Below are 25,970 nucleotides of genomic sequence, written 5' to 3'. Positions count from 1 at the left end.
ATTATCTGCCTAATAGCATGAGTTCGGGAGAAAAAGATGAAACAAACGACGAGTCAATGCAGCGATTTCTCCACCATCACTGCTGTCGTCCAAGGCTATTTCGAAGGCCTGTATCACGGTGATGTGGCTAAACTTAGCGGCCTATTTCACCAAGATGCCTGGCTAAAAGCACCTGGGGTTAGGCGCTCATTAGCTGAGTGGCTCTTAGACGTTGACCAGAGGCCCACGCCTTTCGAGCAAGGCAGCGCCTTTGCCTTTGAGATCTTAGCCATAGATCTAGTGCAAGATCAGGCCATGGTGAAAGTGAAATGCCCTTTGTTTGATTTTAACTATGTGGACTTTCTCGGGCTGTTAAAAGAGCAAGGCCAATGGCGAATCGTGAACAAGATGTATAGCGATATTGCGCAGACACGACAATAGCAGTCGATTTTACATTCACAAGCGAAATCAGAGGATAACATCATGCCATATATCAATGTAAAAATTACCGATGAAGGTGTCAGTAATGAACAAAAACAGGCCATTATCAGGGGCTGCACTGAGCTTATGGTGAAAGTGTTAAATAAAAACCCAGCCACGACTTTCGTTGTTATTGAGGAGGTCAGCACCGACAACTGGGGCATAGGGTTCGATCAAGTCACTGAACTGCGTAAGCGAGCATCACAAACGTAAACACCAGTAGTTGCTGTGAACCTTTGGCACCCGTGCCAGAGGTGCGCAATTGCGACTCAGATGCACAAGAGCGACACGAAAAAACAAGGAGCCGAGATCATGACCCTATTCCAACAACCGATATTTTATGGCTTATTGATGTGCGCTGCGGGCATAGGGATCCCTGTGATGGCAGCACTAAATGCAGGCTTAGGTACTAAATTAAACAGCCCAGCCTTAGCCACCAGCATATTGTTTATGGTCGGCGGTACGGTTTCGCTTATCTACCTATTAATTACCGGCATCCCAAGAGCCACCATTCAAGGCCCCATCCCAATATTGTTCTTTTCTGGTGGTCTGTTCGTTATATTTTATATTCTAAGCATTACTTGGGTTGGGCCTAAATTTGGCATAGGCAATGCGGTATGCCTAGTCTTGCTTGGCCAGTTAATCTCAACTTCTGTGATAGACCATTACGGCTTCTTCGGCGCGATACGCTATTCCATGTCTACCACTCGCCTCATCGGGCTTGGCTTGATGATATTGGGTGTATTCTTAACTGTGCGGCGTTTTTAAGGCGCTGTGAGTATCTCTTCTTTGCTTACTCTCAGTCAATTCAGTCATAGTCACTTCAGTCATAGTCACTTTGACCACAGTCTCTTTGTCCACAGTCGCTTCATCTATAGCAACAGCCCAGTGATGATAATCAACTAGCGTCTCACCGCTAGGGTCATCATCACGGGAGCATGATCTGTGCTCATATTGTCTCTTTCATAATCTGGGCGCACTAAGTGACGATCGAACGTTTGGTAATTGACCACTTCAGCAAGGCTCGCATTTTGACTGGCATCAAATTCACTGGACACTAGAATGTAGTCCAACACTGAACCTGTATTGCCAAAATAATGGGTCGATGCCCGCTGCCATGAGTCTAGCTTTAGGCTAGGGCTTATCTCTTGGTCTGCATCACTCGCACTAGATTCAAACTCATCTTGGAGCAGATTTTGATTCAGCTTAACGCTGTGACGATGCAAGTCATAGCTGTCGAACAGACAGAAATGGTTTAACGCCTGAGTCAATTGTGCTTCAAACATGGCCTTTAAGGCTTTATCTTCTATATCGGCGCGATAAATTTGTTTAGGGGTGACCTTAAACGCCTCCAATGCCGAGCTCGATAGGCTGTCGTTAAAGTCCCCCAGCAATATTACAGGTTGGGAGCTATTTTGCCGGCGCAACATAATTTGATGAAATAATAACGCGGCTTCTGTGGCCCTTTGTAAATTGGAGGCTACTCGTCCCAAGGCTTGGCGAGCCATCAGATCGGCGCCGCCATTCAAATCGGTTACCAGCTCACTTCCCTGACCGAGATCGCTGCGTTTGGATTTAAGGTGCACCACATACACGTCACAGAGGCCAATTTGTGGCAAGGCTAAGGTGGCGCGTAGGGGCTTTCGACTGAAACTAAAGTCGGCCAACACACCAATATGCTGGCACAGCTGCGGCGCGGGGGTGACTAACGCCATTTCCACTATGGGGAAGCGCGATGCCAAGGCAACCACAGGGCTTTTATAAACGTAGTCGCCAATCAGCTCAGCGGAGTCGAGCACAGCAAAATGAGGGTAGCCCAAAGAGGCCATTAAGGATTGCAATTCATCTGGACTGAAGACTTCTTGAAAGCCTACGACATCGGCTGGGTTTTCTTCAAAAAACGCCTTAAACCAAGCGAGCTTTTTAGCCCATTGATCTTGGCTATAGATGTTTTCAAAATCATAATAGGCATCGGGCGGTGCAATAAAATTAAACAGATTGATACTGGCAATACGGATTTGACTAGCCTCAAGGGATGACATATTTCTCTCTTATTTAAGACCTTCTTCATGACGGCAAGCTTAGGGTTAATTTGACGGCGTTTGGCCACTGTTTACCATTTTTCACCACTGTTTACCGCGATTTCCCCACTCTATAGTCACTATTTTCAAACTTATGAAATTGCCTCAACAAGAACATAGGCTAGGCATTCACAAATGGCTTTGCTAATCTGTAGCTATCATTATTCTAGCTCGAGATTAACCTTGATAGACGTTTTAAGCCTCAAAGGCATTATTTTTGATCTCGATGGCACCTTAGTGACCTCGAGCCTAGACTTCAGGCTCATCCGAGAAGAACTGAACTGCCCGCAGCAGCAAGACTTATTAGTGTTCGTGGCGCAGTTAACCTGCCCAAAAGCTCAAGTGCAAGCCAATAAAATTATTGCCCGCCACGAGTATCAAGATGCCCAAAGTGCAAAGCCTATGGCTGGCATGACACCCCTGTTTGATGCCCTAGAAAGCGCTAGGCTACCCAGCGCTATTGTCACCCGCAACAGTCAAGTCGCCAGCACAGTGAAAATCAGCAATACCCGTATTCCCGTTCAACTGGTGCTGACCCGTGAAGATTATCCACCAAAGCCTGCCCCCGATGCCTTACTTGCCATCGCCGAGCTGTGGCAGCTTGAGCCGGCCTCGCTCCTCTATGTGGGTGATTATCTTTATGATATTCAAGCGGCGCACAATGCAGGCATGCAAAGCTGCTTTATCAATCATGGTCACAGCAAAGACTATCAACACCAAGCGGATTTAGTGATAAGCCATTTGGCTGAGTTAACCGTCTTGCTCACTCAGGCTAGATAACGTAATCGCTAGCCATTTATGTGCCGTTAGTACTCCATTCAACACCCGTTGCACTTTGGGTTTAGCCTGCACGCAGGGATAAAATCGCTTTAAGATCCAGTGGTTTGTCATACTTTACAAATGCAGGATTTTTCTCTGTTATAGCTAGAATTGACATCCTATCGGCGAGTTCGTTGCCTTCTATGCCCACGTGGGCTGCCACATGTTCAAGCTTTAGCGTATCTTTGAGCTCGTCAAACACCCCATGAGCCAACTTGATGATGTCAAGATTAGCTATCTCGCCGCCTTTTCGGCTCCAGCCCTTGGCTTTCCAACCATAGGCCCATTCGCTGATGCACTTAATACTATATTGGGAATCACTAAAAATTTGCACCTTATGCCCGGCATCAAGCTTGGTTTTAGCGATCAATAAGGCTTGGTAAAGGGCGTTTAACTCTGCGGTATTGTTAGTGCCTTTTGGATGATAAAGCCCATACCAAAGCTCAGTGAGCTGCCCCTTATGATAAAGAGCCAGACCAGAGCCTGCTTCACCAGGATTAGGTTCACAACCACCATCGGTGTAAATCACGATATCAAGGCTTTCAAGCTCATTGTGTTTCGACTTAGCACTGCTTTGACTTGCTGACGGACTTGCAACAGTGCTTTTTGAAACACTACCTTTTGACACAGTGTTAGATCCGGTGCCAATACTGGCAGCGGCTGATTTGGCAAACGCCGCCTTCGCCTCAGCTTCTGTAGTGAATGACTTGTATTTGGCCTGAGGGAATTTATCTACAGAGCGTTTAGTCTCATCCCAACTGGTGAAAATGCCCGTGGTACGCCCAGACCAGACTACGTAATACTTCTTTGCCATGTCGCTTATCTCTTTATAACTGAATGGGTTAATACTGAATAAATTAATACAAAATGAATGAATACAAAGTAGTCAAGCCCAAAAGCACCAATGCCGACACTTATTCAACATAAGGTCGACATCGATTTTGACTTTGGCTGACCTTCAGTGAATTAAAATGCCCACTGAAAATATCAAGGAAGATTACAAATTCACTGAGCCTGAGATATCAGAATAATTTACGCTACCAGAGCCGGCATTCTTAACCGTTAGCCCTTGGGCGTGGGTGACATTAATGCTACCAGAGCCATCGTTAATCACCACCAATCCTTGAACCTGTTTCACATTGATAGAGCCAGAACCATCATCGATGGCCACATTACCGCCAATATTTTCAAGGTTGATGCTGCCCGAACCGTCTGTCAGGGCTAATGGGCCAGTGGTATCTTTAATCGTAATGGAGCCAGAACCATCCGTGATTGCCAGCTTCTTGCCGCCCTCAATTTGGATACTGCCAGAGCCATCTACCAGCTCGATATCTGCCATTACGCCGTTAATCTTAATAGAGCCTGAACCATCTTTAATGTCTAACATCATCATAGCAGGGACGTTAAGCACGAGATCAATATAGGGAGACTCATTGCTCATGCCGCTGTGTTGAATTTTAGCGATTAACTCGGCTCTTTGGCTGTGACTATCAAGGCTTAATTCAACCTTGCTGTCATCATAAGCATAAATGCTGGCCACCAGCTCAATCTCATTTAAGCCTTCAATCCCTTGGATTTCGAGCTTGCCCGCCCCGGTTTCGGCCTTTAAGCTGGTTAGCGAGCTGGCATTAAGTGAGAGTTTTTTCTCGCTCAAGATGAGTTCTGAATCATCGCCAAATAGAGAGAGGTGACTTTGCACCTCAAATGAAGGGCCGTAGATCACAACCCCAGTCAAAATAGCCACTGCCAATAATTTTGAACGTAAATTCATGAGATTATTCCTTTAATTACTTATCCCTTCTTAGGCGGGATTATTAAGTTTTGGGTTATTATCCTAACCTTAGTTACAGAGGCTAGGCCCGAATACTGACGCTTTATGCAAATATCCAGATGCATACATCAAGAGTCATTTTTCAACATACATTAATAGTAAAAGCACATATCAGGCCAAGTTCAACTAAATCACAAAGCATTGTATTTAAATGATAATAAAAAATGCACTTTACCTTAATCTCACCAATAGGCCTAACCTAACAAAAAATGGCCAAATTCGCCATGTTATAGACGCTTAATAAAAATCTAGTTTTAATCTGCCAATAGAATGGCATACTTAAGTTCTCATGCTTAACGCTCTGTAATAACCCAGCTATTGCTTTGAAATCATGCTAAAAGGATCTAGGCCTAACACTTATGCAAACTCTCTCTATCTTAGTCGGTTCAACCAATCCAGTTAAAATTAATGCCGCCAAAACAGCTATTGCGCAATACTTCCCCGAGACTATGATTCAATGTTCAGGTATGCACGCCCCCTCCTTAGTGCCAGAGCAGCCCATGACAGAAGCCCAAACCCGCTTAGGTGCGATTAATCGCGCCCTTTACTGCCAACAGCAAGCACAGGCCGACTTTTATGTGGCCATAGAGGGCGGTGTGGATAGCTTTGATTATGGTGCGGCGACATTTGCCTACATGGTTATTCTTCATCAGGATAAGCAAGCTATTGGCCGCAGTGCGCAGCTGCCTTTGCCTAATAAGGTCTATGAGGCCCTAGTCGCTGGCGAGGAACTAGGCCATGTGATGGACAGATTATTTAATACTAATAATATCAAGCAAAAAGGCGGCGCTATTGGATTATTAACCCAAGGACTTGCCAGTCGAGAAAGTAATTATACTCAGGCGTTAGTGCTCGCCATGGCGCCATTAATCAATCAGGATTTTTTCAATGACACGCTCTGAACAGGATAGCCAAAACTTTCATGCCCCTATCATCCGCAGTTTAAGCCCCTATGATGATGCTGCCATTGCCGAGGTTATCCGCCTTGTATCGGCGCAATATGGCTTGACCGCAGATAAGGGCTACGGCGTTGCCGACAAGACCTTAGACAGTTTAAGCACTGTCTACCAAGATGATAATGCCCACTATTGGGTTATCGAATACCAAGGTAAGGTGTGCGGCGGCGCTGGCATAGCGCCACTGGCAGGCCATCCACAGATATGTGAATTACAGAAAATGTATTTCACCCCTGCCATTCGCGGTCAGGGTATGGCGAAAGCCCTCTCGGCTCAGGCCATTGAATTTGCAAAAATGGCAGGGTATAGCAGCGTCTATCTTGAGACCACCGCGGTATTGGTCGAGGCGTTAGCGCTTTATGAGAAACTTGGCTTTACTCACTGTGAACACTTAGGGCAAACCGGTCACGATGCCTGTGAAATTGCCATGATACTGCATCTGTAGTGGCTATTTTTTAACCACGCATTCAGTGTTTATCTTTCTGCCGCTTTGCAACTTAACCAAAGCTTGCTAGCCTGAAGTTATCTCGATTCCATAGGAGAAATAAATGGAATATCAACGCATTGCCCATTCAAGCCTTGAAGTCAGTAAAATTTGCCTAGGTACCATGACCTGGGGAGAACAAAACACCCAAGCAGAAGCGTTCGCTCAACTGGATTACGCCATAGGTCAAGGCGTTAACTTTATCGATACCGCCGAAATGTACCCTGTGCCGCCCAAAGCCGATACCCAAGGAGAGACTGAGCGCATACTTGGGCGTTATCTCAAAGCACAAGGCAATCGAGATGAGCTGATTATCGCCACTAAAGTCGCCGCACCTGGGGGAAAGGGTGACTATATTCGCCCCAATATGGCACTGGATTGGCGCAACATACATCAAGCTGTGGATGATTCCCTCAACCGATTGCAAATCGACACCATAGACCTGTATCAGGTGCATTGGCCCGATCGTAACACTAACTTCTTCGGCGAAATGATGTATGAGCATCAAGCAGATGAACAATACACCCCCATCTTAGATACCTTAGAGGCGTTAAGTGAAATCGTTCGCCAAGGCAAGGTGCGTTACATAGGGATCTCTAACGAAACCCCCTGGGGGTTTATGAAGTATTTAAAGCTGGCTGAAAAGCACGATTTGCCGCGCATCGTCAGCGTGCAAAACCCCTACAACCTGCTCAATCGTAGCTATGAAATTGCCATGGCAGAGATAAGCCACAGGGAGGAAGTGCCATTATTGGCTTACTCGCCCCTGGCCTTTGGCGCGCTGACAGGCAAGTATGAAAAGGGCCAATGGCCCGAAGGGGCTCGTCTCACTGTATTTAAACGTTTCGCCCGTTACAACAGTACCCCTATGGCATTAGAGGCGACCCAAGCTTATGTGGATCTCGCGCGGGAGTTTGGCCTGTCACCGGCGCAAATGGCATTAGCCTTCGTTAATAGCCGTAAATTTGTCGCATCCAACATCATAGGGGCCACTGACTTGCATCAACTAAAAGAGAACATCGACAGTCATAAACTCAGCTTGTCTAACGAGCTAATCGCACGCATTAATGAGTTATCTAGCCTTTATCGCTTTCCCTGCCCTTAAGTTAATATCATTCACACAAACCTTGCATTGGGCATCCAGATAGCTGAAGATCTTGATGCCTTTTTTACTTTATCATGTAGACACACGCCTTTATGAACTCAGCATCGGATCCAGCAACCAACGCCAATATGATTAACTGGCATGAGGATATACGCAAGCAATTCCCCGCCCTGTCCCAGCGCTTGGAGAATACTAAGCTGTGCTACCTAGATACCGCAGCCACCAGCCAAAAACCGCAAATTGTCATAGATGCGATGCAGCACTTTTATCAGCAAGATAATGCCAATGTGCACAGGGCGGCTCATACTCTCTCAGCAAGGGCAACGACCCAGTACGAGGCGGTGCGTCACAAAGTAAGGCAATTTATAAAAGCGGCTCGATTTGATGAAATCATCTTCACCCATGGCACGACAGAGTCCATCAATATGGTGGCCTATGGGTTAAGCGCTTGTCTGGCAACTGGAGATATTATTCTCATCGACACCGCCGCTCATCACGCCAATATTGTCCCCTGGCAGGAATTGGCTAAGCGCACCGGCGCTGTTATCAAGCCAATTCCCTTGGACGAACACTGCCATATAGATATGGCCGCCTATAATGAATTATTGGCACTTAAGCCAAAAGTCGTTGCCCTATGCCATGTCTCCAATGCTTTAGGTACGCTTAACCCAGTAAAGGACTTAGTCACTAAGGCTAAACAGCAGGGCGCGCTCACCTTAGTGGATGGCGCTCAAGCCATCGCCCATATGACGGTAGATGTCAGTGATCTGGATTGTGATTTTTATGTTTTCTCAGGCCATAAAATGTATGGCCCCACTGGGGTCGGCATTTTATACGGCCGTTTTGAAGCATTAGATAGACTGCTCCCCATGATGACAGGCGGTGAAATGATAAAAACCGTTAGCTTCGATGCAACCCAGTTCGGTGATTTGCCCAACAGATTAGAAGCAGGCACACCGCCCATCGCCGAAGTCATAGGTTTGGGGGCTGCTATCGATTTCATCGAAGGCTTGCCCCGCGAGCGAGTGCAAATTCATGAGCAGCAGTTGCTACAATATCTGCAACAACAGCTACTGCAATTAGGCGATATTTCCCTCTACGGTGTGCAGACTGACAATAATACCAATGTGGGTGCAGTGGCCTTTAATCTTGCTAATGAGCACCATCAGGATGTGGGGATTTTACTAGACCAACAAGGGGTTGCAGTGCGCTGTGGCCATCACTGCGCCATGCCCTTGATGCACAGCTTAAGCCTTCAGGGTTGCTGTCGAGCCTCCATTGGGGTTTATACTCATCAAGGGGACATAGACCAATTTATTGCCGCACTTAAAGAAGTTAAAGCCTTGTTGCTCTAAGCTTCGGTTAACCTAGAATAAGTTAATGTGAGCCGAAACCTAAGTTAACGTTTGACGATTTTATCTGGAATTACCATCAATGAGTAACCTAAATGTTCAAGACTGTGATAGCTTATTCAATGAGTTACCGCAAGAAATCGGCCAAGGCATTAGCCTTATAAAGTCCGCCAGCAATTGGCAAGAGAAATACCGCCAGTTAATGCTACTAGGCAAACATTTGACCGCCCTGCCCTTAGCACTGCGCCAAGAAAGCGCCCAAGTGAAAGGTTGTGAGAGTCAAGCCTGGCTTTATCATCTAGAGCGGCAAGGGCAACATTTTTTCTTGGCAGATAGCGACGCCCGTATTGTTAAGGGTTTAATCGCATTACTGTTAGCGGAAAATCAAGGAAAAACACAATTACAGATCCAAGCATTTGATCTTGAAAAGTATTTTAATGAATTAGGATTAAGTGGCCAATTGAGCCCCTCCAGAACCAATGGCTTAACAGCATTAGCCCGTGAGATAAAAGCCTTAGCCTCTTAACCATCACAAGGAACGCCATGATAAATTCTCAGTACAATCCCACTCGCCGAACCCTATTAAAAGGCCTTGGTGCAGCCAGTTTACTGAGTCCTTTGGCATCACTCCCAAGCTGGGCCGCCAGTCAGCGCCTTTATGTGGATGGATTATCCTTTCTACCGAGCGATCTCGGTGACGTACGCGCCTCAAAGCTCGATGCCTTCATCGCCGACATTTCGGCCATAGAAACCCTCACTCAAGCCGATGGCACATTAAATTACAAACGCACCTTCGATGCTTGCATCAAGAGTATCAAGCAGGCCGCTGACACAGTCAAAGATAACCCTGAAGTCTATTTGCAGGGCTTAACCGGTACCGACATAGCCAAAGCCAAACAAGCGTCCCGTACCGCAGTGTATTTTCAAATACAAGGGGCAGACTGCGTCGAACAAGACATAGCTAATGTGAATAGTTCAGCAAACTGGCAACACCTCAGCACCCTGCACCAGCAAGGTCTTAGGGTACTGCAACTGACCCATCATTATGGCAATCAATTTGCTGGTGGCGCACTGGATAATGACGGTACTCAAAGCTTAGATCTGCCACTCACTCCTGCGGGTCATCAGCTGATTGAAGCATTAAATCATCACAATATATTGATAGATGTGAGTCATTCAAGCCCACAAACCGCCTTAGATACGGCCAAAGCTAGCCAATCGCCCATAGTGCAGAGCCACGGCGCGGCGCGAAAGTTTGTCAACCATGCCCGCTGCTCACCAGATGAAGTGATACGTGCCATCGGCGATAGCGGCGGCGTGTTTGGTGTCTTTATGATGAGCTTTTGGCTCACCACCAAGGCCAATCCCAGTATTGATGATTATATTCGTCAGTTAGAGCACATCAACCGAGTGGGCGGCGTAGATTGCGTCGCCATCGCCAATGACTTTTCACTTAGAGGCCAGGAAAATTTACTCGCGCTCAATAATGACAATTCCCAAGGCGTGAAAGAATATTTAGATTGGTGGGACAGCTTAAGAGCAAAAAATGTTCTAGGTTTTGAGGTCGAACCTCAACATGTGGTCATTCCTGAACTTAATCATATTGATCGCATGAGCCGTATCGACGATGCCCTCGCCAAAGCCAGATTTAAATCCACCGACAGAGACAGGTTCATGGGTGGTAACTGGCAAAGGGTATTAAAGACAGTACTGCTTTAAGTGAGGGCGAGCCTAACTTTTAGCCATAGAGTTTAGACATCTTAGCCATAAAACTACTGAACCATTAGAATATATTCAAGCATAGCGAGTCTAAATATCTCGAATGCACTAGTGGATAAATGCTTGTAAAACGTTCACTTTTATTGCTATCTTAAGATGAATTGTCGAATAAGAGCTAAGTCATGGATAATCTTATAATTACGCCCAATTATGTCACTGAATTTAATTGTGTGGGTCCTGCATGCGAAGACAGTTGTTGTAAGAATTGGACCGTGTACTTCGATAAAAAAAGTTATAAACATACAATCAGCAATCCCGCTTTTGCTGATTTAGCCAAAATCGCCTTTGTGGAAATTAAAGAAAGTAAAGAGAACTGGGCTTCGATTAAACTCGATGAACAAGGTGCCTGCCCTTTTCTCACCCAAGAAGAACTCTGTAAAATACACCAAGTGGGTGGTGAAGCCGCTCTGAGCTATACCTGTAAAACCTATCCCAAAAAAGATACCTTAGTAGGTAAAGATAAATATCAAAGTTTAAGCTTGTCTTGCCCAGAAGCCGCGAGATTGGTGTTATTTGATCCTAATGCCTTTCAATTTCAATCCCATAACGGTGGCAATAAGAAACCCGCTAAACCTAGCCCTGTCTGGCTCGAAAAAAGTTATCAATACAGTTTAGATTTATTGATCAACGCCAACCTTGACTGGGAGCTAGCACTGTTAGCCATTGGCTTGTTGATAAAAACAGCAGAAGATGCCAGTCAATATCAAATACCCATTGAAGAACTCGATAAGCGTCACGATCAACTCAAGCGCTTTGCGGAATCAGGATTAATGGCGCAACAATTTGAAAAAACGCCCTATGCGAGTCAACTTCAAGCTAATTTATTTGTCACCATACATTCTGAGTTATGCAAAATTAACCCGAGAAGTGGGAAAGCTAGATTTGGGGAATTAAACCTAGCCATTGAGCAAGCCTGCAATGAAGATAATCACTACTCTATTGACCTAATAAACCAAGCTTGGAACCAGGTCGCGCAACCTGCTTTGAAGGAAAACCCTGACGTGTTTGAGCGCTATATTTTGTATTACTTGTTCCATAATCACTTCCCTGGCCCTGTAACACAAACCCCGAGCCAATCCTTCATCCTATTGGCGATCGACTGTTTTATGATCCGTTGCTATTTATCGGCCATGGCACTAAAAAATAATGGTATAAATCAAAGAGAAATCATATTGTGCTTTCAAGTTTATCAAGTTATTCGTCAGCATAGGTCATCGTTTGTAGCACGTCTCGAAGAATTAGTGGAAGAATGTGGCTTGAATTCTATTTCTGCCGTGATGACGTTACTCAAAACCAATTAACCTTAAAGCAAACAGCAACACTTTTGCCAATTATGCTATACGGCTTCTAAATGTTCGATCATTAACTGCAGGTTTTGCTTGCCACGAAATTCGTTAACATCCAACTTGTAAGCGACCCTTACGTGGCGCACGCTGGCATCTGGCCAAGCCTGCAAATCGACATTAAAGGCAATAGCATCGAGCATTAAGCTGGCACACTGAGTTTCCAGCAGCATTTTAAGGTGTTTTTCACCAACTAATCTCTGTTGCACTAAGGTGAACACCCCATCAAACACTGGCTCTTCGAAATGCTGCCCCCAGGGGCCTGCATTTCTTAATAACATCGCCGTTTCAAGGGACATATGTTCGATGGCAAGCTCACCGTCTGACAAGACTTCACCTGTGAGTTGTTCTTTGGTCAATAAACCTCTAATGGCTTCATCGAAGGCTAGTTCAAATTGATCAAAATGATCCGCTGCCAACGTCAAGCCTGCTGCCATGGCATGACCACCAAATTTCAAGATCATGCCGGGGTGCTGAGTGTTTATTTGCTCCAATAGGTCACGCATATGCAAGCCCTTAATGGAGCGAGCCGAGCCTTTAATGCTCCCGTCACCGGCATCGGCAAACGCGATCACAGGCCTGTGATATCTGTCTTTAATTCGCGACGCTAAAATCCCTATCACCCCTTGGTGCCAATCGGCTTGAAAGAGCGCTATGCCCCAAGGCAATTGAGTTTCATCTAGGGTGATGGAGGCTAAGGTTTTAAGGGCTTCTTGCTGCATGTCAGCTTCAAGCTCACGGCGCTCTGTATTTAACCCATCAAGCTGTGCTGCCATGCGTCTGGCTAGGTTGATATCCTCACACAATAAGGTTTCGACCCCTAATGCCATTTCATCTAAACGGCCAGCGGCATTGAGCCTTGGCCCAACGGCAAAGCCAAAGTCGGCAGCAACGATCCGCTCAGGCGTGCGTTTTGCCACTTCAAGCAAAGCTGTGATCCCCACTCGGCAACGCCCGCTTCTGACTCTTTGCAGTCCTGCCTGCACCATGATGCGATTATTTCTATCAAAAGCCACCACGTCCGCCACGGTTCCTAAGGCGACGATGTCCAATAGCTCGGCTAAATTTGGCTCAGGCAGCGCTTGATTCTGGTACCAATCCCTTGACCTTAACTCTTGGCGCAGCGCCGACATCAAGTAGAATGCCACCCCAACCCCAGCGATGGCTTTACTGGAAAATTCACAGCCCGCTTGGTTGGGATTGACTATGGCATCGGCATCGGGAATAGTTTTGCCCGGTAAATGATGGTCTGTGACCACGACCTGCATGCCTAAGGCTTTAGCGGCGGCGACCCCCTCTATGGAAGAAATGCCATTATCGACGGTTATCAATAATTGCGCCTCTTTACGATAAGCCAAAGCCACAATTTCAGGGCTCAACCCATAACCGTAATCGAATCGATTCGGGATTAAATAATCTACTTTTTTAGCCCCCATCATCCGCAGCGCCAACATACACACACAGGTTGACGTCGCGCCATCGGCATCAAAGTCACCGACAATTAAAATCGACTTATTGTCCATGATTGCATCGGCCACTATGCTCGCCGCTGCGGCTAATCCTTTCATGCTCTTGGGGTGCAAAAGCTGATTTAATGCCAGTGTACAGTCATCAAAGGCCGCACCACGTTTAGCAAAAATTTGCTGAAGCAATGGATGCATGTCAGCAGGAAGATGGCTTATATCAAGCATTGGACGACGGACTATAGAATGGGACACTCACACCACCTTGAAACTGGCAATAACAAAAAGGTGAGCCTAAGCCCACCTTTAAAGGGAAACATTAATGATATAAAGGCTTATAGTTTAGCTTCTAAGGTGCGCAACAAGTCCTTTGGCTCTTGATAGCCAGGGATTAAGGTGCCATCTTTTAAAATCAGCGCTGGGGTGCCACTTACCCCAAACGCCATACCTAAACGGTATTGCTTTTCGATATCAATAGCACAAGTTGATGCTTTAACATTTTCTCCACTTTTGGCATCTGTCATCGCCTGCAGTGGGTCTTTTGCACACCATACCGCTTGCATTTCATCGGCATTAGCAGAAGGAATACCCGAACGAGGGAAAGCTAAGTAGCGGATAGTAATGCCTAAATCATTATAACCTTGCATCTGGCTGTGAAGCTTACGGCAATAGCCACAATCCACATCGGTAAATACCGTGACGACGTGTTTCTCATTCTTAGCCTTGTACACTAGCATATCTTTTTCAAACGGCTTTAACATTGACACCCGCGGTCCAAGTAAAGCAGCTTCCGTGAGATTTTTCATGCCATTATCAAGATCATACAAATTACCGTGGAATACCTTGCTAGCATCTTTAGTTACATAAATGACCCCTCTGTCGGTCAATACTTGGTATAAACCTTCGATGGGAGAGTCCTGAAATAGGCTGATATTAACGCCTAAAGTATCTTGAAGCTTTTGCTTGATCTTGGCTTCAGCACTGCTGTCCGTTGCTGTGGCCGACATCGCCATAGGCACAAGCGCCAAGCCTGCAATCAGAGAAAAAATTTGAGCTATTTTCATTTAACATCCTAATTTGGTTGAGTCATCTACACAGTCACATGCTATGAGGGCTTATTCAACAGACCCGCTATTTACCGCAAAAGTTACAGCGAATAGGCAAATATTGCAACATATCCACAGTTAGAAAATGTAACTACCCCTCACCTAGCTAACAGGAAACTCAGCTCAAGCAATCCAGAACCAACTCACTGGAACTAACCTCTAGGGTGATGTTGTCTGTGTAAGTCTTGTAAGCGCGCCTTAGCCACATGGGTGTAAATTTGCGTGGTCGACAAGTCACTGTGGCCTAAAAGTAGCTGTACCACCCTTAAATCTGCGCCATGGTTAAGAAGATGAGTCGCAAATGCATGACGCAGGGTGTGGGGTGAAAGCTCAGTGGCAATACTCGCCCGCAGGGCATAATGCTTAATACGATGCCAGAAGGTTTGCCGCGTCATCATGGTGCCGCGTTTGGAGGGAAACAACACCTCACTTTGCTTGCCTTTGAGTAACTCACTGCGGGCTAAACTCAAGTAAGTGTCAACTTCTGCCACCGCCAATTCCCCAAGTGGCACTAGTCGCTCTTTTCCACCTTTACCTGTAATACGCACTAGACCTTGGCGCAGGCTTATCTGATCCATGGTCAAACTCACTAATTCTGTCACCCTAAGGCCTGTGGCATATAAGAGTTCAAGCATGGCTTTATCCCGTATTTCTATGGGGTCATCAGCTGCTGGCTCTGACAAGAGTGCATCGACCTCGGCCTCACTTAGCGCCGCAGGCAGCCCCCGGCTCAGCTTAGGTGAAGCCAATTTGGCACAAGGATCAATAGCAATGCGTTTAAGCGATAACCAATAAGCGTAGAAACGCCTTAAGCTACTCATCAGTCTGGCGCTACTGCTTTTAGCAAAACCTTGCTCTTGCCGCCAAGCAAGGTATTGGCGAACAGTTTCTTGGCTGGCATCTAATAAGTTGAGTTGTTGAGCTGCAAGGTAGCGCTGAAAATGGCGTAAATCTGTGCCGTAGGAGGCAAGCGTATTATTGCTTAAGCCTTTTGAGGACCAAAGTGCATCTAAGAAAACATCAATGATGGGGTCGGCTGTTACTGAACTCTTATTCACAAGCAAAACTCTTATTCACAGGCGAAGTGTTAATGACGGGCTTTCAACGAACAGACTGTGGTTATGGTCTGAAAGATACATATTCTAGATTAACACAACCTAAGCCGTTAAGGCTTAACGGCTTAGGTTATAGCTATCGGCAATAGTGAGTTTACTCGTTAGCTTTGGGCAACTTGCGCCGTTTTAGGCATAAATAAGCAAGCCACTATGGTGATAAATGTAGGTGGTAGCCACGCCATACCTTCAGCATGTAACGGCATAAAATCGAGTATGCTCATGTCGATGCCTGCCGCTTGCAGGCCATCGAATATACCGAAGAAAAGCGCCACACTTAACACTAGCCTGTGGGCAAACACAGGGTGATTAAATCGATTGGTCAATAACGTCACCATCACCAATGCAATAGCCACGGGATATATGGTCATCAACACAGGAATACTGATGCGAATAAGCTCACTTAAGCCCACATTGGCCACCACAGCGCAGGTCACGCTAAAAAATACCGCCAGTAAACGGTAAGACAATGCTGGGATCAACTCGTTGAAATATTCAGAACACGCAGTCACAAGTCCAACCGCCGTGGTCAAACAGGCCAAAGTCACCACTAAGGACAACATAAAGGTACCTGTCACGCCAAATTCATGGTTAACAAAGTTTGTCAGGATTTGACCGCCGTTGGCAGCGCCTTCGGCCAAAGTGCCCGCGGTTGCGCCAAGATAAAACAGTGACACATAGACGAAGGCCAAGCCGGCAGCGGCAATCAGCGCGGCTCTGATCAAATACTTGGTTTGATCTTTAGCGTTTTCTACGCCTTTTTTACGTAGCAAGTCGATGATAAGAATACCAAACATCAAGGATGCTAAGGTATCCATGGTGTTATAACCTTCCAAGATGCCTTTGGTCAGCGGACTATTTTGGTACGCCCCCACAGCGGCGCCCACATCAGCACCAGGAAGTAAAATGACTGACACAGCTAAACCCATTAACAGCACAATCAAAATCGGTGTGAGTACCTTACCCACGCTATCGAGTAAGTTGCCAGGGAACAAGGCCAATAACATGGTGATGATAAAAAACACTGTGGTGTAGATAAGTTGCGGTAAATTGAATTCAGTACCAGCGATCAAGGTGGTGAGTTCTGGATTATCAATAAAGGGTCTAGCGCCAATTTCAAAGGCCACTAAGCTAGTGCGAGGCGCTGCGAACGCGGGACCAATAATGACATAAATGGTAATGGCTAAGGCGGTTGCCGCAAAGGTTGGCAATAATGCCATTACCTTACCGTTAGATTTAGCAATGGCAATAAGTCCCAAGAGCGGTAAGCCAACGGCAGTAATGAGGAAGCCCATCATGGCTGGCAGCATGTTTTCACCGGCCAACATGCCAGCGAAAGGTGGGAAAATAATGTTACCTGCACCCAAGAAAAAAGCGAAGGTCATAAAACCTAAGCCAATAGTGTCAGTGACACTCATTTTATTATTCTGCACTGTAGTTCCTTGTTAATGAATTGTATTTATTGCTTCTTTGAGCACTTTTTATTCTTAGCGAAAACCACAGAGTAAGGCTGATTTTTACTCAGGGTTGACGGGGATAATCTTAAAATCGAGTTAACTTGTTAATATTTTGTATCCCTTGGATTCACGTTAAGTCATTCAGACTAAATAATCCAGAGGGGTTTGGCTAACACAGTCTAGGTGTGTAAACTTTTCGATACTCTAAACGAAATAACAATATGTCTCAGACTAAGCCCGAAAACAAATTAAGTTAAGCCTTATCTTGCTGATAACGTTTTAAACGCTTAAAAAAACTTCAATGTCATTCTAAAATCATCAAGCATCACTAATCGCGGCTTGTTTTGTGAGCAAAAATATCATCTAACTAACAAAAGCTACGCATCGAAACAAGCCAGCCTCCATGTTTAGCCTCTTGGCAGGAAACCCGATACAATATAGGCCGTTTCATTCACTATTTTGATATCAGTATGGCATTCACCTTTAAGCAGTTTCATATCGATGATGGCCAATGCGCCATGGCCGTCAGCACGGATGGTGTCTTACTGGGCGCCTATGCCCCCTTAACCCAAGCAAAATCTGTGCTAGATATTGGCGCGGGCAGTGGTTTGTTGAGCCTAATGGCTGCACAAAGAACCCAAGCAGATTGTCAGATTGTCGCCATAGAGCTAGATCAAAACGCCGCCAATGCCTGCCAAAACAATGTCAACAATAGTCCTTGGAGCAAGCGCATCAAGGTGGTTAATAGCTCAATTCAGGCCTATTGCGATGACCTAGCCTCATTGAGCTCGCAGGTAGATAACCAAACCGCGGCTATCACTCCCACGAGCAAGTTTGATTACATCATCAGCAACCCGCCATTTTTCGAAAACGGCCCAAGCTCGCAATCGCCCGAAAGAGCCGCGGCGCGCCATACTCACAACTTGCCCTTTAGCGCACTCTTTAATGCCATAAAAAGCTTATTATCCCCCCTAGGCTTGAGCACGATTATCTTGCCGGTTCAAAGCTTAGAAAGTGCCACATTGGCCTACCAAGAGGCAGGACTTAAGCTGAGTTGCCAGCGTTTTATTGCTAGCGTTCAAGGCAAAAGCCCTTATCGAGTGATCTTATGCTTACAACACTTAAGTGCTGGTGACATACTCTTAGCCTTAGGAGCTGGGAAATCGCTAAACCCACTCAGTGAAACAAGCTTGTTCATCCGAGATAACCAAGGGCAATTCGGCCCTGAGATGGCAAGCCTGTGCAAAGACTTCTATTTGAAACTCTAGTCTGAGTGCCATCTCCTCTATTCCATGGAGTGCTTAGAGCAAGAATCTACTCTCACTAAGCTTCACCTTAGGTAAATTCACACCCATTCAAGGTTAACTCACTTACCTGGATAGGTATTATCCTAGTGCGGTTTTTAATCTTGGGCTATAATGCACGGCTACCATGAGATAAGCCCATAAATTCCAGCGACACTAAGAGACACTAAGCGAATGCTATTTGAAGATTTCCACCTCGATCACAGTCTACTCGACTCACTCAAGGCCATGGGGCATAACACCCCGACCACTATTCAGCAACAAACCATACCTTTGGCCATGGAGCAGGAGGATATTCTTGCTAAAGCCCCGACTGGAACCGGAAAAACTGCCAGCTTTCTCTTGCCTGCGTTGCAACACCTTATCGATTTCCCGAGACGTTTCGACGGCCAAGCTAGGGTGTTGGTCCTAACTCCTACCCGTGAATTAGCCAGTCAAATTCATCGCTACGCCTGCCATTTGGCAACCGATTTGGGCTTAGACATCAGTATTGTCACAGGTGGCGTCCCTTATGGTCCTCAGGAAGAAGCCTTAGCGGGCAATGTCGATATCATGATCGCCACACCCGGCCGTTTGATGGAATACCTGGATAAGAACAAATTTGATGCGACCGAAGTCGAGATCATGGTCATAGATGAAGCCGATCGCATGTTAGACATGGGTTTCTCCTCTGTGGTGAAAACCATAGCTATCGAGGCTCAAGGTTGTAAGCAAAAAATGCTTTTCTCTGCCACTTTAGAGGGCGGCGGTGTACAACGTTTCGCCCGTGAGTTATTGGACGATCCTGTCACTGTCGATGTGGAAGCTCCTCGCAGCGAAAAAGCCAAAATCCACCAATGGATCCACTTGGCTGATGATCAAACCCATAAGTTTGCTCTGTTATGCAACTTATTACGCCAAGAATCGGTTAAGCGCACCATAGTATTCGTCAAGACTCGCGAAGTGGTGGCAAGCCTTGAAGGGCTGCTGCTTAAAGAAGGTATTTCTTGTGCCTTTATGCGCGGTGACATGGAACAGAAAAAACGCTTCCAAGCCTTAGGCCGCTTTACTAAAGGCGAAGTGGATATTTTGCTCGCCACAGATGTAGCCGCCCGTGGCATAGACATTGACGATATCACTCATGTGATCAACTACGACATGCCCCGCTCAGCCGATGCTTATGTGCATCGCATAGGCCGTACTGGCCGCGCTGGCGCCAAAGGCACCGCCATCTCGTTAGTTGAAGCTCATGATATGCGTATCGTCAGCAAGATTGAGCGTTATATTGAACAGCCGCTAAAGCGTCGCGTGATCGAAGAGCTGCGTCCGAACAATAAAGAAGCTAAAGTACCCGGCAAGAAAAAGGCCAATGCAAAAGATGCAAAACCTTCTTCGAAGAAATATAAGAAGCCAAAAAAGAAATCATCATAGCCTCAATGGTTAGCTCAGAAATCCACACAACGCGCCCTTAGGGCGCGTTTTTACTTCTATCGTTCTTATGGATCATGTTCGAAATGCCCGACTCAATTGGCTAACGTCGACATTGAACTTCAACCTGACAAGAATATTCTCCCTTTCTTAGTGCAAAGGAATATTCAGAATACTTCCACATAGCGCTTCTTTAGCTACTCATTTCCATTCATGCTAATATTGGCTTTTGTCGTCGAGCTCAAGAAAATCTACTGCATGTTTAATAATGAAAACGGTGTTAGCACCTCACGCTTTGTTTCTCTGTCCGCACAAAACGTGCAATGGTCTCATCAACAAGTATTGGCATTATTGAGCCAAATATTTTTATTATTGATTTCCATGCTGATCATAACCAGTGTAATCATTAATTTAGGCGAGCGCAGCCTACAAGAGGATTGGGCCGAACAAAGATACAGCGAGCTTCAAACTGTAGGCACTTTAACCGCAGACAAAATTAGCTTTTTACAGTTCCGCACCCAGACGCTCTCTCGCGGCGATCTTCTCAGCCAATACAGCAAGGCGCCCACGCCAGCGTTACAGCAAAAGCTCATTAATAACTGGCAGAAACTCAGTGATACTATTCCAGAATTACTCGGCGTTACCTTGTATGACACTCAAGGGCGGTTGAAGTTTTCATCCAACACCAATTTTGACAATATTCAGCTGCCACCGACACTGCTCAATAAAAGTAGCAGCATGGGCCGCAACGATGTCTATAGCTCACCGATGGCCTTCATCCCCACCAACGGCCTACTAGGTCCTTATATTTATCAATTGGTTAGACTCGAAAGCAAGGCCTATGGCCTCACGGGATTTTTAGTGGTTTTTAATTCTGTTAGCAGTGTTTTAGACTCAATTAAGCCCGCATTTTTCAATCACAATTCCCCGCTCTTACTGCTGGACAGCCAAGGTTTTCTCTATGCTGGAGCAAATCAAGCCATGCCACTAGACACTATGCCTGACACCTTAGGGGCGAATATCAAGCAAAGTAATCCGGAGCTTTGGCGTCATATAGCCATGAACAACTATGGGCAATTTCATACCTTAGACACCACTTTTGTGCACCTTAAGGTCCAGTTGGCAACAGAGCAAGACTTTCCACAAGATTATGTGTTGCTGTCTTACATTCGCCATGAGGATATTGCCGCCCGCTTTGAGCAGTGGAAAATTATATTAATCATTTCTGCGCTTATCATCAGTTTATTAGCGAGTTTGCTTATCATCTTTAGGCACAGATTCGTGCTTGAAAAAAAAGCCAAACTAAACAGTATGCGTTTAGCTAACGGATTATTTAACAGTGACTTAATATGCATTATTGCCAATGATAGCGGCCGAGTCATCAGTGCTAATCCAAAGGCTGCCGACATCATAGGTTTGCCATTGGATGAACTGCGCGACCGCAGTTTGCAACGTATTCTTCACTTGGATGAAAATCGCTTCGGGCAAATAAAGGCGACTCTTGAGCAAGAAGGACAATGGTCAGGTGAATTTAGCTTAGACACGATCAACGGTTGTACCCTTAAGGCCCATATACGCCGCGAGTATAAAAACAAGTATGAAGGCTGTTATTGGTTGGTGACGTTAGAGGATGTGTCCCAGCTGCTTCAAAGCCAGCAGCAGGGGTATTTATACCAACTCTTGTGTGACAGTGCGGTTGCGACAGTACTAACGGATGCCAGCGGTAACTTGCTTAAATTCAACAGTGAATTCGATAACTTAATGGAGCTGCATGGCGAACATCAACACAGTTTGATTGAATTACTCGGTGATGAAATGCAGGCCCAATGGCCCCATATCAGCGCACAAATTAGCCTCCAAGGTCAATGGTCTGGGCAAGTCATCTCTTGCAGCAATTGCCGTTTCTCTGCTTGCCTTAAAACGACACTCAAAGGGCTACTTACGGTTGAAGGCGACATTGAATACATCATTTGCACCTTAGAAATGGCCTCCCCAATGCTAGATAAACAAGCTAAAACCCGTAATGTGTTGGGCCATCACAGCTCCATTGTATTAAAAGTAAATGAATTAGAAACCCACTTTAATTCCCTGAGTGAATCGGCAAGAGAAGCATCGAGCTTGATGGTGATGGACATTAATCCCGAAGGGATTATCAGCCATTTAAGTGATATCGCCTTACTTGAAAAAAGACAAAAAGAAATAGAGTTACATTTACTCAATGCCCTGCCCAATCAATATCAAGTTGCCCAATGGCAATTGGGGAAATTGGTCATTTGGCTGCCGAAAACCAGCTCCACCCAAGCACATCAATATGCCCGTATGACCTTAACCTCATTAGAAGAAAACGAGTTAGCAGAAGGAATAAATATTGGGATTTCAGGTTATTTAGTGCCGCAAACCTTAGAATCTTATCTGCAAAATGCCGATATTGCCTTAAAGCGAGCCAAACAAAGTAACGATCAACGTATTTGCCAGGCTTTTACCCGCCAGCACAATTCGGCGTAAGTACGCTGAACGTTCGCTTAGCCCGCTAAATTGAGCCAATCAATCACCTATGACAGGGATATTTTCCGGTAAATCGCTCTGGGTGATTTCGATGATGCTAGAGCGATTCATGGTCACCTTGTAACGAGCGTACTCTGTATTCCCTTTGCCTTCTCTGAGGACAACCACCAAGTTAATTTGATAACGGCGCTCCACAGAGTCATGACTAATTTTACCTTCGGTTTCTTTATAAATTTTCGCTTGGCCGCGCTCTAAATAGCGAGCAAATGGCGCCAAGCTAAAATTCACTTGTTCTTGAATTTGGGTGTAACCCGCTTGAAACTCATGTTGAGTGACTCGCGTAGCAATCCGATAATGTAGCACTTGTGCATCGATTTTGTTTTGACTATGGCGCTGCCTCATAATCTCAACAACCGCCTTTGGCATTTCTTTTGCGCGCATAAATTCAAGCCAAACAAGCTGTTTTGCAATAACGGCTTGAGTAGTCGTATCTCTTAAGATGCGGCTCCACTTAGGGCGGCCACGTTGAATAAAGCGCCACATCACGTTGCGCATGTCTTCTTTAAATATTTCCCTAAAACCGTAGATCACTGCAACAATAAGCACTAAGGCAATCGTCAGCTCGCTAAACACCCCTTGAGCCTTAATGATCAAGGTCGAAACCAGCACCATGACGATGGCGGTCACCACCCCGGTGACCACTTTTTTAAGGCCCACACCTAAGGATTTTAACTCTTCCTTAAGCACCACCCCTTGCTGAATGAGCCGCCTAAGTAACAACATCTTATTGGAAATGCGATTGGCATCTTGACGGGTTTGCGTCGAGTTGTAGCGTTTTTCTTCTTCGCGATACTGGTATTCACTGCGACAAAGACTGATAATTTTTTCGCTGACCTCACTGTATTCGGCGCTGCGTGGACCATGGGACAGGGTTTTAAGCAACTGCTGTTCACAGAACCAAGACAAATAATTATCGGCGTTCTCAAAATAGTGCTTCCACTTGGCTTCACTGGGCTCGTTACGGCGAAACTTTTTCAGCAACTGCGCCACTAACTCGCCTAATTCGGCAAGGGCTGGATAAAACTCATTGGCATCGGTAATTTGCCTCAGCGCCTTGGCATCGGTTTCAATGGCGACGGCAAATTGGTAGGCGAACAAGTTTAAATACAACCTAAACTCATCCATGGTGCGCTTTTTAATGCTGGCAAAGCGGCTCTGCACTAAAGGTAAGTGCAGACCTTGTGAATAATAAGAGCGCCGTCCTACGATAGCGGCATAGTAATACTCTTCTTCATCTAAGGTGTGGGAGTCTATGCCCATTTCAGTTGGTAAATAGAAATACAGATCCAGCACACGTTGATCGCCAACTTGCATTTGATGACTGAATTTAATCGATAGTGCTTCTTCTTGCTTGACGGTAATTTTGGCCACGAGCTACTTTTTAAAACGATGATTAGAAACAAATACTATACCCCAAACCCCCATCCCTTGTGGATAAATAATTGCCGCCAAAATCCACTTAAGCCAACACCTTAGCAGGGATGTTTGGAAAGCATGCCATTGGCGGTTATACTGCGGCCATTATTACTTGTCTTGAGTCCCTTTGATGCATGAATTGATTGAACAACTACAGGCCTTAAATGAGCCTGTACCTGTGCCGTTAGAATTGGCAAGTTTCGAGCAATTGGTGGAGGTAGAAGAGCAAATTTTGATCTCCTTACCGCGGGAATTAAAAGTCTACCTAATGGAAGCCAGCGATGTTGTCTATGGCCATATTGAGCCTGTGACCGCAAGCGATCCTCAGTCTCACACCTATTTACCCGAGGTCACCTGTTACGCTTGGTCTATCGGCTTACCCAGAGAGCTGATTGCCATTTGCCAACAAGGCGATAACTTCTACTGTATCGATCAGGATGGACAAGTTCATTTTTGGAAAAATGGCCGCTTCGTTGGTGAAGTGTTTGAATCATTCTGGCATTGGGTCGACCGTGTTTGGCTTAATAACTAAGCTAGGCACTGAACTAAAAGCTAAACTAAAACCAACTCGCGGCCCTAAAGCCTATATACACGCGTTAAGCAGGATATATCATGTCTAAAAATACAGGCTTAAATGCCATTGAAATACACTATTTACGCCTATCACTAGGGCTAACGGTTGAGCAAGTCGCTGAGATCACTAAAGCCAGTACTGACGATGTCCTCGCCTGGGAAACCGGTGAACAACAAGCGCCAGATTTAGCGCAAAAGAAGCTACTGGACATAGATGATATTATTGAGATGCAAGTGCTTAATACTACTGATGGCATCGAAGAGCTATTTAAAAAAGAGCCTAAGCGCCGTTTAGCCTTCGTGGTTTACCCCACTCAGGCACTATACACTCAATACAACCCTGAGTTTTTAAGCTCACTGCCGTTAACTGAGCTGTATAACACTGCAGCTTGGCGCATCAAGAAAGAATGTAAACTGGTGCTGGAAGTGGACGTTAGCTTAGTGGCATTGGATGCAGAAGCTTACAAGCGCTACCGCGCTGACAACGGCATGAGCGAAAGCCGTGAAAGCCGTGCTAAATGGGCTGCTACCCAGCTGTAACTTGTGACTTAACTCATTTCATTGCTACAAACAACTGACTCAGAAATAAGGGAAGCCGTGGCTTCCCTTATTGTTAATCTTAATCCTTCAATCAATCCCAACACTGGCTCTTTCACTATTCAGCTTGGGCCGCTTTGGCTATGGCTTCTGTTTTTTTGAGTGCTGAAATCAAGGCGGGCCTTTGTTGTAACCGGTCTCGATAAGCGGCCAGTTTTGCAGGAATTGTCTGCTCGAATACTGTGGCCCACATCAAGGTGTGACACAATAAAATATCGATAATGGTAAACTTATCGCCAAGCAAAAATCCACTTTCTGGGGTCCAATCTTCGGCAATGGCGGCCGCCTTATCAAACTCCCACATCGCCACATCACGCATAGCGCTGAGCCTTTGTGCCTCAGGAAGTGCAAACTTGTGCTTCCCCATACTCCATAGAGGCTGCTCGAGCTCGCTGATAATAAAACTGTACCACTCGTTAAATCGCGCCAGCTCTGTCTTAGTTGCAGTTTTTGACGGTAATAAGGTCTCTTGGCCATATTGCGCAGCTAAATAACTGACGATGGCGGCAGATTCTGTCACGACTAGATCATCATCTGTGAGCACAGGAATTTTACCGCTTGGGTTTAAGCCTAAGAAAGTCTGCGCGCGGTTGTCACCCTTTAAGAAATTAATAAAGTTAAATTGCCAATCTAAGCCTAATTCTTCTAACGCCCAAGACACGCGCAATGCACGACTTCTCGGGGTACCATAGAGAGTGATCATCTTATGCTCCTTAACATGAGGTTAAAAAAGCCACATTGCACCATGAGTGAATGTGGCT

25 protein-coding genes are annotated in these 25,970 nt (G+C 45.7%); 16 read left to right on the top strand and 9 right to left on the bottom strand.

Going from position 1 to position 25,970, the window contains the following annotated elements:
• Nucleotides 1-36 precede the first annotated feature (36 nt).
• The 3 genes from SDEN_RS03955 to SDEN_RS03945 all read left to right on the top strand — a co-directional run bounded on the left by SDEN_RS03955 (nt 37) and on the right by SDEN_RS03945 (nt 1,227).
• Nucleotides 37-420 carry a nuclear transport factor 2 family protein gene (locus tag SDEN_RS03955; protein WP_011495218.1) on the top strand — a complete coding sequence of 128 codons (384 nt, stop codon included), beginning with the start codon at nt 37-39 and terminating at the stop codon, nt 418-420.
• Nucleotides 421-462: 42 nt separating this feature from the next.
• Entirely contained in the window at nt 463-672 is a 210-nt protein-coding gene (locus SDEN_RS03950) for a tautomerase family protein (RefSeq protein WP_011495217.1), read from the top strand.
• Between the two features lie 99 nt (nt 673-771).
• Nucleotides 772-1,227 (top strand): DMT family transporter, encoded by a 456-nt coding sequence (locus SDEN_RS03945; protein WP_011495216.1) that lies wholly within the window; start codon nt 772-774, stop codon nt 1,225-1,227.
• Nucleotides 1,228-1,361: 134 nt separating this feature from the next.
• Here the strand turns inward: SDEN_RS03945 and SDEN_RS03940 are convergent, their stop codons facing one another.
• Complete coding sequence (locus SDEN_RS03940) at nt 1,362-2,501, bottom strand: endonuclease/exonuclease/phosphatase family protein (RefSeq protein WP_011495215.1); 1,140 nt, start codon at nt 2,499-2,501, stop codon at nt 1,362-1,364.
• A 222-nt stretch (nt 2,502-2,723) separates the two neighbouring features.
• Between SDEN_RS03940 and SDEN_RS03935 the strand changes: the two genes are divergently transcribed.
• Complete coding sequence (locus SDEN_RS03935; protein ID WP_041406032.1) at nt 2,724-3,320, top strand: HAD family hydrolase; 597 nt, start codon at nt 2,724-2,726, stop codon at nt 3,318-3,320.
• A gap of 61 nt (nt 3,321-3,381) precedes the next feature.
• On the opposite strand, the gene SDEN_RS03930 is transcribed toward SDEN_RS03935, so the two are convergent.
• A complete protein-coding gene (locus SDEN_RS03930; RefSeq protein ID WP_011495213.1) occupies nt 3,382-4,173 on the bottom strand; it encodes a ribonuclease H family protein in 792 nt (263 codons plus the stop codon).
• Nucleotides 4,174-4,356: 183 nt separating this feature from the next.
• Complete coding sequence (locus tag SDEN_RS03925; RefSeq protein WP_011495212.1) at nt 4,357-5,130, bottom strand: hypothetical protein; 774 nt, start codon at nt 5,128-5,130, stop codon at nt 4,357-4,359.
• Nucleotides 5,131-5,549: 419 nt separating this feature from the next.
• On the opposite strand from SDEN_RS03925, the gene yjjX reads away from it, so the two are divergent.
• From yjjX to fliB, 7 genes are all read left to right on the top strand, one after another.
• Nucleotides 5,550-6,092 (top strand): inosine/xanthosine triphosphatase, encoded by a 543-nt coding sequence (yjjX, locus tag SDEN_RS03920; RefSeq protein WP_011495211.1) that lies wholly within the window; start codon nt 5,550-5,552, stop codon nt 6,090-6,092.
• Nucleotides 6,079-6,591, top strand: coding sequence for a GNAT family N-acetyltransferase (locus SDEN_RS03915; protein ID WP_011495210.1), 513 nt, complete (start codon nt 6,079-6,081; stop codon nt 6,589-6,591). Before yjjX ends, SDEN_RS03915 begins: the two co-directional genes overlap by 14 nt.
• Before the next feature lie 103 nt (nt 6,592-6,694).
• Nucleotides 6,695-7,735 (top strand): NADP(H)-dependent aldo-keto reductase, encoded by a 1,041-nt coding sequence (locus tag SDEN_RS03910; RefSeq protein ID WP_011495209.1) that lies wholly within the window; start codon nt 6,695-6,697, stop codon nt 7,733-7,735.
• 92 nt (nt 7,736-7,827) lie between these two features.
• A complete protein-coding gene (locus SDEN_RS03905) occupies nt 7,828-9,090 on the top strand; it encodes a cysteine desulfurase (RefSeq protein WP_011495208.1) in 1,263 nt (420 codons plus the stop codon).
• Nucleotides 9,091-9,169: 79 nt separating this feature from the next.
• On the top strand, nt 9,170-9,613 hold the full coding sequence (locus SDEN_RS03900) for a SufE family protein (protein ID WP_011495207.1): 444 nt from the start codon (nt 9,170-9,172) through the stop codon (nt 9,611-9,613).
• Between the two features lie 17 nt (nt 9,614-9,630).
• The gene (locus tag SDEN_RS03895) at nt 9,631-10,806 is read left to right on the top strand and encodes a membrane dipeptidase (protein ID WP_011495206.1); all 1,176 of its coding nucleotides are present in this window, start codon (nt 9,631-9,633) and stop codon (nt 10,804-10,806) included.
• A 182-nt stretch (nt 10,807-10,988) separates the two neighbouring features.
• Nucleotides 10,989-12,167, top strand: a complete 1,179-nt coding sequence (gene fliB / locus SDEN_RS03890) for a flagellin lysine-N-methylase (protein ID WP_011495205.1) — start codon at nt 10,989-10,991, stop codon at nt 12,165-12,167.
• Between the two features lie 35 nt (nt 12,168-12,202).
• Here the strand turns inward: fliB and recJ are convergent, their stop codons facing one another.
• The 4 genes from recJ to brnQ all read right to left on the bottom strand — a co-directional run bounded on the left by recJ (nt 12,203) and on the right by brnQ (nt 17,308).
• Nucleotides 12,203-13,927 carry a single-stranded-DNA-specific exonuclease RecJ gene (gene recJ, locus SDEN_RS03885; RefSeq protein ID WP_011495204.1) on the bottom strand — a complete coding sequence of 575 codons (1,725 nt, stop codon included), beginning with the start codon at nt 13,925-13,927 and terminating at the stop codon, nt 12,203-12,205.
• An 80-nt stretch (nt 13,928-14,007) separates the two neighbouring features.
• On the bottom strand, nt 14,008-14,736 hold the full coding sequence (dsbC, locus tag SDEN_RS03880; protein WP_011495203.1) for a bifunctional protein-disulfide isomerase/oxidoreductase DsbC: 729 nt from the start codon (nt 14,734-14,736) through the stop codon (nt 14,008-14,010).
• Between the two features lie 194 nt (nt 14,737-14,930).
• Nucleotides 14,931-15,842, bottom strand: a complete 912-nt coding sequence (gene xerD, locus SDEN_RS03875) for a site-specific tyrosine recombinase XerD (RefSeq protein ID WP_011495202.1) — start codon at nt 15,840-15,842, stop codon at nt 14,931-14,933.
• 152 nt (nt 15,843-15,994) lie between these two features.
• Nucleotides 15,995-17,308, bottom strand: coding sequence for a branched-chain amino acid transport system II carrier protein (brnQ, locus tag SDEN_RS03870; RefSeq protein ID WP_041406030.1), 1,314 nt, complete (start codon nt 17,306-17,308; stop codon nt 15,995-15,997).
• A gap of 509 nt (nt 17,309-17,817) precedes the next feature.
• Between brnQ and SDEN_RS03865 the strand changes: the two genes are divergently transcribed.
• The 3 genes from SDEN_RS03865 (at nt 17,818) to SDEN_RS03855 (ending at nt 22,563) form a co-directional block, all read left to right on the top strand.
• Entirely contained in the window at nt 17,818-18,615 is a 798-nt protein-coding gene (locus SDEN_RS03865; RefSeq protein WP_011495200.1) for a tRNA1(Val) (adenine(37)-N6)-methyltransferase, read from the top strand.
• Nucleotides 18,616-18,825: 210 nt separating this feature from the next.
• The gene (gene srmB, locus SDEN_RS03860; protein WP_011495199.1) at nt 18,826-20,061 is read left to right on the top strand and encodes an ATP-dependent RNA helicase SrmB; all 1,236 of its coding nucleotides are present in this window, start codon (nt 18,826-18,828) and stop codon (nt 20,059-20,061) included.
• A 255-nt stretch (nt 20,062-20,316) separates the two neighbouring features.
• Nucleotides 20,317-22,563, top strand: a complete 2,247-nt coding sequence (locus SDEN_RS03855; protein ID WP_041405660.1) for a PAS domain-containing protein — start codon at nt 20,317-20,319, stop codon at nt 22,561-22,563.
• Between the two features lie 39 nt (nt 22,564-22,602).
• On the opposite strand, the gene SDEN_RS03850 is transcribed toward SDEN_RS03855, so the two are convergent.
• Nucleotides 22,603-23,994 (bottom strand): hypothetical protein, encoded by a 1,392-nt coding sequence (locus SDEN_RS03850; protein ID WP_011495197.1) that lies wholly within the window; start codon nt 23,992-23,994, stop codon nt 22,603-22,605.
• A 175-nt stretch (nt 23,995-24,169) separates the two neighbouring features.
• On the opposite strand from SDEN_RS03850, the gene SDEN_RS03845 reads away from it, so the two are divergent.
• Nucleotides 24,170-24,571, top strand: a complete 402-nt coding sequence (locus SDEN_RS03845; protein ID WP_011495196.1) for an SMI1/KNR4 family protein — start codon at nt 24,170-24,172, stop codon at nt 24,569-24,571.
• Between the two features lie 80 nt (nt 24,572-24,651).
• The gene (locus tag SDEN_RS03840) at nt 24,652-25,152 is read left to right on the top strand and encodes a DUF4447 family protein (RefSeq protein ID WP_011495195.1); all 501 of its coding nucleotides are present in this window, start codon (nt 24,652-24,654) and stop codon (nt 25,150-25,152) included.
• Nucleotides 25,153-25,267: 115 nt separating this feature from the next.
• Here SDEN_RS03840 and SDEN_RS03835 read toward each other — a convergent pair whose 3' ends face one another.
• Nucleotides 25,268-25,912: a glutathione S-transferase family protein gene (locus tag SDEN_RS03835; protein WP_011495194.1), complete on the bottom strand. Its 645-nt coding sequence runs from the start codon at nt 25,910-25,912 to the stop codon at nt 25,268-25,270.
• Nucleotides 25,913-25,970: the final 58 nt, after the last annotated feature.

Origin of the sequence: Shewanella denitrificans OS217 (assembly GCF_000013765.1) — a bacterium.
In the GTDB taxonomy this organism is placed as follows: Bacteria; Pseudomonadota; Gammaproteobacteria; order Enterobacterales; family Shewanellaceae; genus Shewanella; species Shewanella denitrificans.
The sequence above is the reverse complement of the archived record's forward strand: the minus strand, read 5'-3'. Positions and strand labels throughout refer to the sequence as shown.

Bases quoted from the DNA above. Each gene is read 5' to 3' on its own strand.
- SDEN_RS03855 (WP_041405660.1), top strand. From the start codon at position 20,317: ATGTTTAATAATGAAAACGGTGTTAGCACCTCACGCTTTGTTTCTCTG.
- SDEN_RS03955 (WP_011495218.1), top strand. From the start codon at position 37: ATGAAACAAACGACGAGTCAATGCAGCGATTTCTCCACCATCACTGCT.
- SDEN_RS03835 (WP_011495194.1), bottom strand. From the start codon at position 25,912: ATGATCACTCTCTATGGTACCCCGAGAAGTCGTGCATTGCGCGTGTCT.
- fliB (WP_011495205.1), top strand. From the start codon at position 10,989: ATGGATAATCTTATAATTACGCCCAATTATGTCACTGAATTTAATTGT.
- SDEN_RS03840 (WP_011495195.1), top strand. From the start codon at position 24,652: ATGTCTAAAAATACAGGCTTAAATGCCATTGAAATACACTATTTACGC.
- SDEN_RS03940 (WP_011495215.1), bottom strand. From the start codon at position 2,501: ATGTCATCCCTTGAGGCTAGTCAAATCCGTATTGCCAGTATCAATCTG.
- SDEN_RS03910 (WP_011495209.1), top strand. From the start codon at position 6,695: ATGGAATATCAACGCATTGCCCATTCAAGCCTTGAAGTCAGTAAAATT.
- brnQ (WP_041406030.1), bottom strand. From the start codon at position 17,308: ATGAGTGTCACTGACACTATTGGCTTAGGTTTTATGACCTTCGCTTTT.
- SDEN_RS03905 (WP_011495208.1), top strand. From the start codon at position 7,828: ATGAACTCAGCATCGGATCCAGCAACCAACGCCAATATGATTAACTGG.
- SDEN_RS03865 (WP_011495200.1), top strand. From the start codon at position 17,818: ATGGCATTCACCTTTAAGCAGTTTCATATCGATGATGGCCAATGCGCC.
- SDEN_RS03950 (WP_011495217.1), top strand. From the start codon at position 463: ATGCCATATATCAATGTAAAAATTACCGATGAAGGTGTCAGTAATGAA.
- SDEN_RS03900 (WP_011495207.1), top strand. From the start codon at position 9,170: ATGAGTAACCTAAATGTTCAAGACTGTGATAGCTTATTCAATGAGTTA.
- dsbC (WP_011495203.1), bottom strand. From the start codon at position 14,736: ATGAAAATAGCTCAAATTTTTTCTCTGATTGCAGGCTTGGCGCTTGTG.
- SDEN_RS03945 (WP_011495216.1), top strand. From the start codon at position 772: ATGACCCTATTCCAACAACCGATATTTTATGGCTTATTGATGTGCGCT.
- yjjX (WP_011495211.1), top strand. From the start codon at position 5,550: ATGCAAACTCTCTCTATCTTAGTCGGTTCAACCAATCCAGTTAAAATT.
- SDEN_RS03915 (WP_011495210.1), top strand. From the start codon at position 6,079: ATGACACGCTCTGAACAGGATAGCCAAAACTTTCATGCCCCTATCATC.
- SDEN_RS03895 (WP_011495206.1), top strand. From the start codon at position 9,631: ATGATAAATTCTCAGTACAATCCCACTCGCCGAACCCTATTAAAAGGC.
- SDEN_RS03925 (WP_011495212.1), bottom strand. From the start codon at position 5,130: ATGAATTTACGTTCAAAATTATTGGCAGTGGCTATTTTGACTGGGGTT.
- srmB (WP_011495199.1), top strand. From the start codon at position 18,826: ATGCTATTTGAAGATTTCCACCTCGATCACAGTCTACTCGACTCACTC.
- SDEN_RS03930 (WP_011495213.1), bottom strand. From the start codon at position 4,173: ATGGCAAAGAAGTATTACGTAGTCTGGTCTGGGCGTACCACGGGCATT.
- SDEN_RS03845 (WP_011495196.1), top strand. From the start codon at position 24,170: ATGCATGAATTGATTGAACAACTACAGGCCTTAAATGAGCCTGTACCT.